The sequence below is a fragment of the Gordonibacter sp. genome, assembly GCF_036667095.1.
Lineage (GTDB): Bacteria > Actinomycetota > Coriobacteriia > Coriobacteriales > Eggerthellaceae > Gordonibacter.
This window is the reverse complement of sequence record NZ_JAVWUP010000125.1, coordinates 1-7,507: the sequence shown is the minus strand read 5'-3', so window position 1 is coordinate 7,507 and position 7,507 is coordinate 1. Positions and strand designations below refer to the sequence as shown.

The following is a 7,507-nucleotide window of genomic DNA, read 5'->3' as shown; positions in this document are numbered from 1 at the left end:
GGCTTTGCGGTAGTCGTTGTAGTCTTCGACGCAGTGCGCATCCGAGGCGACGTAGTCGATCAGGCCGTTTTCCAATAACTGCAATGCAGCGCGCTTGCTGTTGCTGCGAAATCCGCCTGTGGCGAAGTTGCCGGAAAGCTGCAGCAAGCAGCCCAGGTCTTTCATCTCGAAAGCGATATCCAGGTTGTTCTGAACGGCGCGGTAGCGCTCCGGATGGGCGATGATGGGCTGTATGCCCTGTCCTTGCAGGTTGTAGATGATGCGCTGCCAGTTAACAGGCATACTGCCCACCGAAAGTTCCAACAGCATGAGGTTTGTGTCCTCGATGCAGAGCCTTGAAGCGTTCTCTAGGCCGAAGTCTATCAGGTTTTCCCAGTACACTTCGAATCCTAGCGCCATAGCGAAGCCCTGCGAATGGGCGAACCGACTTAGTACGTCATAGTGGTCGACGATGCGCTGGTAGTCGAAGCGCGATCCGCGGCAATGCGGCGTGCACACGATGTTGTCGATGCCCGCATTGCGTGCGGCGTTAAGCATAGCCTGCGATTCGGCGAAGTCGTTCGAGCCGTCGTCGACATCGAACAGGATATGGCAGTGTATATCGAACATTTCAGCAGCCTTGGAGTTGGGGAGCCGGTTGGCCTGGGCCTACGGCTGACGCCGTGAGTTTTTGTGGCGTGCATTTGGCATTCCGAGGCTTTTGAAGGCATTCGGCGCATAGGGGTTTCCCGCACCAGCGGCCGGACCGTTCGGTGTTGCTCCAGCCGGAGACCCGCTGCGCGGTGCTTGGGAGTGGGTCTGCGCTGCGGGCTGCGCTGTTGCCGGATTCTGGCGTCGGGGTGGCGCGGTTCGCTTCTCCTGATCCCAGGGGATGCTCGAGGGGCCGTTCAGCTCGGCGGGCATGGTGGCCGGCTCCCTATCCTCTTTGTTCGCACGCTTGCCGTCCTGCGTGTAGTAGGCATAGTAGTAGCTGCTCTCGTCATCCGAGCAGAAGGTCATGACCGTTCCGAGGATGCGCCCGTCGGCAACGCGCAGCTGCTGCACGCATTTCGCTGCAAGGGCGCGTTTCGTCTGGTTCTGGCGAATGACGAACAAGGTGCCGTCAACCAAGCTGCTCAGAATGGCGGCATCGACGAACAGCGACACGGGCGGGGTGTCGAAGATAACGTAGTCGAAGGAGTCGCGCAGTTTGTCGACTAGTGAGGCGAAGCGCTTCGTGCTGAGGATATCGGGTGGGCTGGGAATGTTCGGCTCGGCATCGATGAAGTACAGGTTGGGAATATGCGTGGGCATAATGACCTCGCTGAGCGTGGCCGAGCCCGAAAGCGCAGCGTAGAGCCCGTTTGCCGGGTGAATGTCCAGCAGTTTGCCCAGCGAGCGGCGGCGCATGTCGGCTTCTACGATAAGCACCTTCTTGCCCGAGGTGGCAATGGCGTTTGCCAGGTTCGTGGACACGATGGTCTTGCCTTCGTTCGTTTCAGAGGAGGTGACCACGATGGTCTTTACCTTCTCGTCGACCGATGCGAAGCGAATGTTGGCCAGCAATGTCTTTGAGGCATTGGAGAGCTGCGGATGCTCGAAGCGGGCGAGGACCTTCTTGTTTTTCTTGGCCATGGTTTAGTTCCCCTTACCCTTCAGAGACGGCATCCGGCCCAAGACCGGCAATCCCAGCAGTTCCTCAGCTTCCTCGGGGTTCTTTACGGTCGTGTCGATCAGGTCCAGCAGCACGATGAGCGCCACGGCAAAGAACAGGCCGGCCAAGAAAGCAACGGCGGTGTACATGACGCGGTTCGGACCTGAGGGGGCAGCGGGAACCTGGGCGGATTCGATGACGTTGACGGCTTTCAGATCCATGACCTCGACAGCGGTGTCGGAAGTCTGCTTGCCCAACTCGTCGGCAATCTGGGCGACGGCTTCTGGTTTCTTTCCGGTCACGCTCAGAGTGATAACACGGTTCGTGGTGGCGGAATCCACCTTCACGTTGTAGCCTTTCAGCGTGGTCATGCCCAGTGAGTGCGCCGTGGCATCGATGACGCGGTTTGACTTCGCCAGCACGGCGATGTCGTTTGCCAGCTGTTGGCTGGCCGTGACGTCACTGCTGGTGATGTTTGACGAATTCTGGCTGTCGGTCTTGGTCAAAACATAGAGCGACACACTGGAGGTATAGTCGTTGGACATGAAGCCCCATGAGTACGCAGCCGTTGCACCGGCAAATACCAGCGGAAACAGCACGACCAGGAACCACTTCTTCCGAAGCAGGTGTAGCAATTCTAGCAAGGTCACGGGTTATCTCTCCTTTAACGTCTAAGCTTCAGCAAGCGCGGGGTTCTCTGATCGAACTAATCGGCGTATGCCCTAGTCGACCTGCTGGTAATACACGCTGAGCACCGTTTCGTAGACGGCACGCTTGTCTAGGTAGAACTCGGCGTACTTCTCGCCCTGCTTCATTTCGCCAGGCAGGGTTACTACTTCGAGGCTGGTGATGCCGTTCGAGACCACCGAAGTGGCCAAGTAGCTGAATTCGTTCAGTCCCAAATTGGTGATGGAATACTCGCTTGCCGTACCGAACAGATCTGCCAACGTACCCAAGCTTCCCTGCGACATTTGCAGCGTCTGGGAAGCGAATGCCTTGATGTACTGCACCTGGCGGGCTTGACGATCGAGCGACGAGTCCAGCACCGAGGTGTCGCGCCACTGCACGTAGCGCAAGGCGTTGTTGCCAAACAGCACCGTATCTTGGCCTTCGACGATGTTCGTATTGGGGATACTTTGCAGCGGGGTGAGCGCTACGCCGCCGATCGCATCGTTCAATGGGCCCACGCCACTCAGGTCGAGGGCAAAGTAGTAGGAGATGGGCATGTTGTACAGTACGCGAGAGGCAACCGTGGTGGTGTACTGGCAGCTGGTTTCGCGTCCATCGCCATAGCCGTAAGCCAAGCAGAGCTGCATCGTGTTCAGTCCGGCAAAAGCGTCACCGACAAATTCGCCTACTTCGACCATGCTGTCGCGTGGCAGACCTATGGCGGTTACCTTGCCGGTTTTGGTGTCAAGCGCCATAACTAGTACGGCATCGGCTTGGCCGGCTTTTTCCCCTTCGACGGCAGGGGCGGTGCGGTCGAAGCCGATGATGGAAATGGATACGATGTTCTCGTTCAGGGCATAGGTGTGTCCGTTGTATTTGACCGTCTTGCCCTCGTCGTAGGTGACGGCATTTTCGACGGTCTGAATATCTTCTGCTTGCGCTGCCTGATGGACGGCTCCTTCGCCAGCCTTGATGGCGCTCATGATGCCGAATGCTACGCCGCCGCCGACCAGTGCCAAAGCAAGGATCACCACGAGAGTAGTCCGAACGCGCTTTTTACGCTTGTTGTTGCGGCGCTTGCGCTTGCGGATAAGCACTTCTTGTTGCGGTGCCTCTTGTTGTTTAGCGGCGAAGAAGTCGGTCGTGTCGTCGTGCGAAGCGCTCGTTTTGCTGGCCCCCTGCTTTGAGGGAGGCATGGATATAGGACGCCCTTCAGGCTGCCGCGACGGCTGGGCCGGTCGGTTAGCGGGTCGGTTGGTCATCTATCAATACTCCCGTTACGATATAGCGGCTGTTGGAATGATTGGTGTCGCTCATGCACGTGCTTAACTGCACTATTTTATCATCAATTGACAGTTCAGTGCCGGGTCTGGTGTTAACAAGCAAAGAATCTGGATTGATTACCGAGTTGAAATACTCTTGTAGAACGGTTGGACTCCGAAAATCGTAGGAATTCAGAATATGTCGATCGTCGTACAGGTAAGCCGAGATAACGCGATAGGTAAGCACATGCCCCGGCGTGTAAATATACATCGTTTCATTGGCGTTGAAGAAATCTTCGTTCTCGAAGTAATGCAAGGTTGAGAACATGGTTCCGTTCACCAGGTTGTGTCCGTAGAGCACGGTTACTGGGTCGGAGAAGCCGGTGTCGTTTGCCATCTGGGAATAGATGGCGCCTTCGACGGCGTATTCCTTATCGCGGTTGTGGTCGAGGTAGAGGTTGTCGTTTTCGACGCTTTGCAGCACGGGAAGGTTTACGTCGGTTTGGGGAATGTGTATCCACGCGTAAATATCGGGGTTCTCTAGCTTCAGCGATGCGAAATCGATGGGGTTGTCTATGAGGTTGTTTTGTTCGTCGTTTGCGGGTTGTTCGATAACTGGCTCGGGGGTGTCTTTGATTTGTTGGGCCGCGCGATCCAGTTCCATTTGCTGCCAGACCATATAGCCCACCCCGGCGGCTACGCCGCAGAGCAAGAGGGCGAGTAGGAGAGACAGGGCAATAACCGAGCGCTTCTTCGACGCATTTTTTTCCGATGATGCTGCAGGTCGTGCATGCTTCGGCTGAACATCGCGGTCCTGCTGTGCAGCGCGAGCAGGTGGGGGGGTGTTGGGGGAGTTTCGGGGATCAGAAGACATGAAGGGGTACTCGCTTTCGCAGGCGCTAGGCCATGGCTGTAGGTGTTCTGCCCATGGTATCAAATTGCCTGCATATAGAAGAAGAGGCCTGTTGTAAAACAGGCCTCTTCGATACAAGTTCTATAAACAACTTCGCGTTAGGAGCGGTTTACGCTATTCGGTAACCTTTTTGCGCAGGGCAACAAACACAGCACCGGCAGCGATGGCCGTGACAGCCGTAGCGCCAGCAACCGTGCCGAAGTCAACGCCAGTCTGCGGGGACTTCGCGCTGCCGTCAGCAGCACCGGAGCCAGCAGCACCCATAACTACCGAGAAGGTGGAAAGGCCGCTGGTGTGAACGGAGATTTTACCATCGGCAGAAACAGTGGCCTGGAGGGCTTCCGTGGTACCGTCGTTGTGCTCAACATAAACGGTGCAGGAGTAGCCAGCGTACTGCTTGCCAACATTGAACGTTAGGGTTACGTCTTGAGCGTTGCCCTTAACCTCAAAGGAGGCAAGTACGGTGGCACCGGTGGGAACGTTCTTGGCGTTCGTGGTGGTAGCCGTAACGCTTTCAACTGCGCCAGAGCCAGCCTTCACGTTGATGACAACGCCGTTGTTGCCGGTGACCGGATCCGGGGTGGTCGGACTCGGGGCTGCGAAAGCCAATGCGGGCATAGCAAGCGCCAAGGCAAAGGCGCAGGCAATAGCCACAATCCTCTTCTTCATAATCTATCCTTTTCTTCGGGTGCTCTTCACGCGAACACAGTTTTACCGCTTTACCTCCATGCATGATACCTACCTTTTGCACAAGTTGTCAATGAAAAACTGACCTTTTACCTCGTAAACACGGTAGCTCTACGATAATGAGGTATAAAAGGTGTTATGCAATAGGTTCAGGGGAAATGCATTTTATATCAAACCGTTTGTCGGCGTTTTTTGATACTTGAGCGATAGGCGAGCAGTTTGGCTACGTATTTTTCCACTACCGCCGCTAGTGGAAAATAATTGGTACACCTGTTCTAAGACGTGAGGTTGAAGAAAGATCGTGTGCGCGGGGGAAAGATAGTAACAGTATGCCTGCACCCCTGGAGGAGGATTCTTCGCAATTTTACAGTTGCCAAACTGTAAAATTGCCTCTATCCTCTATAATGAACTTCGTCAGTTTATCAGGTAATACATAACGAATCGGTGTGGTTTTGACCCAGTATTGCCAAGGAACGGGCGAATGGTTGGTTTGCATTCTGACTGTACGGTTGCTAGAGTGCAGAAAGCTTCCCGAGAGAAGTTTGGGGACAACATAAAGGACTGCATGGTTGAGATTGATTCATGCGGCCCTTTTTCTTCTCCGGAGATCGATGGATAGCAGGCTAATCTGTTTTGCATATCTTATGCGTAAGGGATCGTCGCTGGGAGCGCGTCTCGTTGCAAGTAAGAGGTTGAATACTGTTGTTTCGTGCCGCCCAAAAGGGCATGGCAGGGCCTTTCTCGCACACCGCGGGTGTGGGCCTGCCGTGATGTTTTGGGTAGGCAGGGTAGGGAAAAGAATGCTTCTTAATAGGGTGTGAAATACGTTCTACTGGGGGTATGCAAACCAAGGAGGCGCAATGTGGTACGTTGTGCAGGTCATGGGTGGCAAGGAACGCCGCGTGCTTCAGATGATTGATCAGATTGTCGGCGACAGCGTTTTGCAAGAGTGCTTTATTCCTCAATACGAAATTATGAAAAAATTTCGGGGGGAGTGGAAGCGCTGCACAGAGATATTGTTGCCAGGGTATCTCTTCCTTATTACTAAGGATGTTGAACAGGCGGCCGAAGAGCTTCGCAAAGTGCCCGCCTTCACTAAACTTTTGGGAAACAACAGGGCGTTCACACCTCTTAATGCAGACGAGATAGCGCTCCTTGATTCCTTTACGACGAAGAACCACCGTGTGGTTGAGATGTCGGAAGGCGTGATCGAGGGCGATGAGATATGCATCACGAAAGGCCCCCTAGTTCGCCAGGCCGGTCTCGTGAAAAGGATTGACCGCCATAAACGCTTGGCGTACTTGGAAACCACGATGTTCGGCCGCATGGTAAACATCAAAGTAGGATTAGAGATTGTCAGAAAACGTAACAACATATGACTTAGAGGATAACGACACAGTGACAGCTAGGGCTGTCTCGTCGTTTGATGCCCGCGTCTCCCCTGGAGACTCGCCTGTTGACCCTTGTTCCCGATTCCGCTCTGCATCTGTCGGAAAGCTCGATAATGCAAAAGGTTTTATGATGCATAACGCAGCATCGCTGCGCGGTATTTTCTTAAGAGAAATTATCGCCATTGCTATTAAGGGGCACGGAAGGGCTGCGCGACTTAATTATTGTGCGAGTCTTTTTGTATCTCTAGGTAAGTTTCACTCGCAAGTCAGTTGTGTTTGCATATCTTGCGCACAAGAGATCGTCACTGGGTGCGCGTTTTGTTTGAGTAAGAGACCGAATATCATTATTGCTTTGTCTTACCCTCGCAGGGCAAGGAGCGAAGCCTTACTCTATTGAGGATGTAGTGGGCAGGGCTGCTGTGTAAGGGCAGAAAATGATGGCGGGTTGGGACTCTTGGATGCGAACGGTGGGGTTGAGGGTTTTGGGGTTAAGGAAGAGATTGCTTACAGGCAAGCTAAGGGAAGAGATTGCAAGCAAACGTAATGGCATGTAGTGAGAACATAACAACAGCAAGCATTTTTTTTCAGGGGCGATTTTGCACATTGCTTTTGGAGACGACCTACGTATTTACGTCAACAGTTCGGCTTGGCTAAGATTCGATGACCACTCCTCAAGACAATTTCGCCGTGCTCGATAAAGTACCCTTCGGGACAGCCGATCAGCGTGATTACGTTGACGCGCAAGTGTCGAGCTAAAATAGCGACACTGCTGCGCCCGAAAAAACGGTGCGCAGCGGTTTTATTTATGAGGTGAGCGGAGAGCCGGCTAGAGAAACTCCGCCAGATCCTGAGGTAGTCGAGGCGGCTCGTCGTATTAATGAAGAGCGACACGCATATCGGTTTTTGAAACGAGCATTCGACCTGACCTTCTCGGTTGCTGTGCTAATTTTGT

The 7,507-nt window shown here is 54.0% G+C and carries 7 protein-coding genes; 1 reads left to right on the top strand and 6 read right to left on the bottom strand.

Annotation, left to right across the window (positions count from 1 at the left end; translation table 11 throughout):
• The 6 genes from RR842_RS10295 to RR842_RS10270 form a co-directional block, all read right to left on the bottom strand.
• On the bottom strand, positions 1-609 hold a 609-nt coding region (locus tag RR842_RS10295), incomplete at its 3' end, for a CpsB/CapC family capsule biosynthesis tyrosine phosphatase (protein WP_332729678.1).
• A 39-nt stretch (positions 610-648) separates the two neighbouring features.
• A complete protein-coding gene (locus RR842_RS10290; protein ID WP_332729677.1) occupies positions 649-1,614 on the bottom strand; it encodes a CpsD/CapB family tyrosine-protein kinase in 966 nt (321 codons plus the stop codon).
• A gap of 3 nt (positions 1,615-1,617) precedes the next feature.
• Positions 1,618-2,283 carry a Wzz/FepE/Etk N-terminal domain-containing protein gene (locus tag RR842_RS10285; protein ID WP_332565798.1) on the bottom strand — a complete coding sequence of 222 codons (666 nt, stop codon included), beginning with the start codon at positions 2,281-2,283 and terminating at the stop codon, positions 1,618-1,620.
• A 72-nt stretch (positions 2,284-2,355) separates the two neighbouring features.
• The gene (locus RR842_RS10280) at positions 2,356-3,498 is read right to left on the bottom strand and encodes an LCP family protein (RefSeq protein ID WP_332729676.1); all 1,143 of its coding nucleotides are present in this window, start codon (positions 3,496-3,498) and stop codon (positions 2,356-2,358) included.
• Between the two features lie 46 nt (positions 3,499-3,544).
• Positions 3,545-4,438 (bottom strand): class B sortase, encoded by an 894-nt coding sequence (locus tag RR842_RS10275; RefSeq protein ID WP_332521673.1) that lies wholly within the window; start codon positions 4,436-4,438, stop codon positions 3,545-3,547.
• 153 nt (positions 4,439-4,591) lie between these two features.
• The gene (locus tag RR842_RS10270; protein ID WP_332511871.1) at positions 4,592-5,146 is read right to left on the bottom strand and encodes an NPXTG-anchored protein; all 555 of its coding nucleotides are present in this window, start codon (positions 5,144-5,146) and stop codon (positions 4,592-4,594) included.
• Between the two features lie 878 nt (positions 5,147-6,024).
• Here RR842_RS10270 and loaP point away from each other — a divergent pair.
• Positions 6,025-6,543 (top strand): antiterminator LoaP, encoded by a 519-nt coding sequence (gene loaP, locus RR842_RS10265; RefSeq protein WP_332729675.1) that lies wholly within the window; start codon positions 6,025-6,027, stop codon positions 6,541-6,543.
• Positions 6,544-7,507 lie beyond the last annotated feature (964 nt).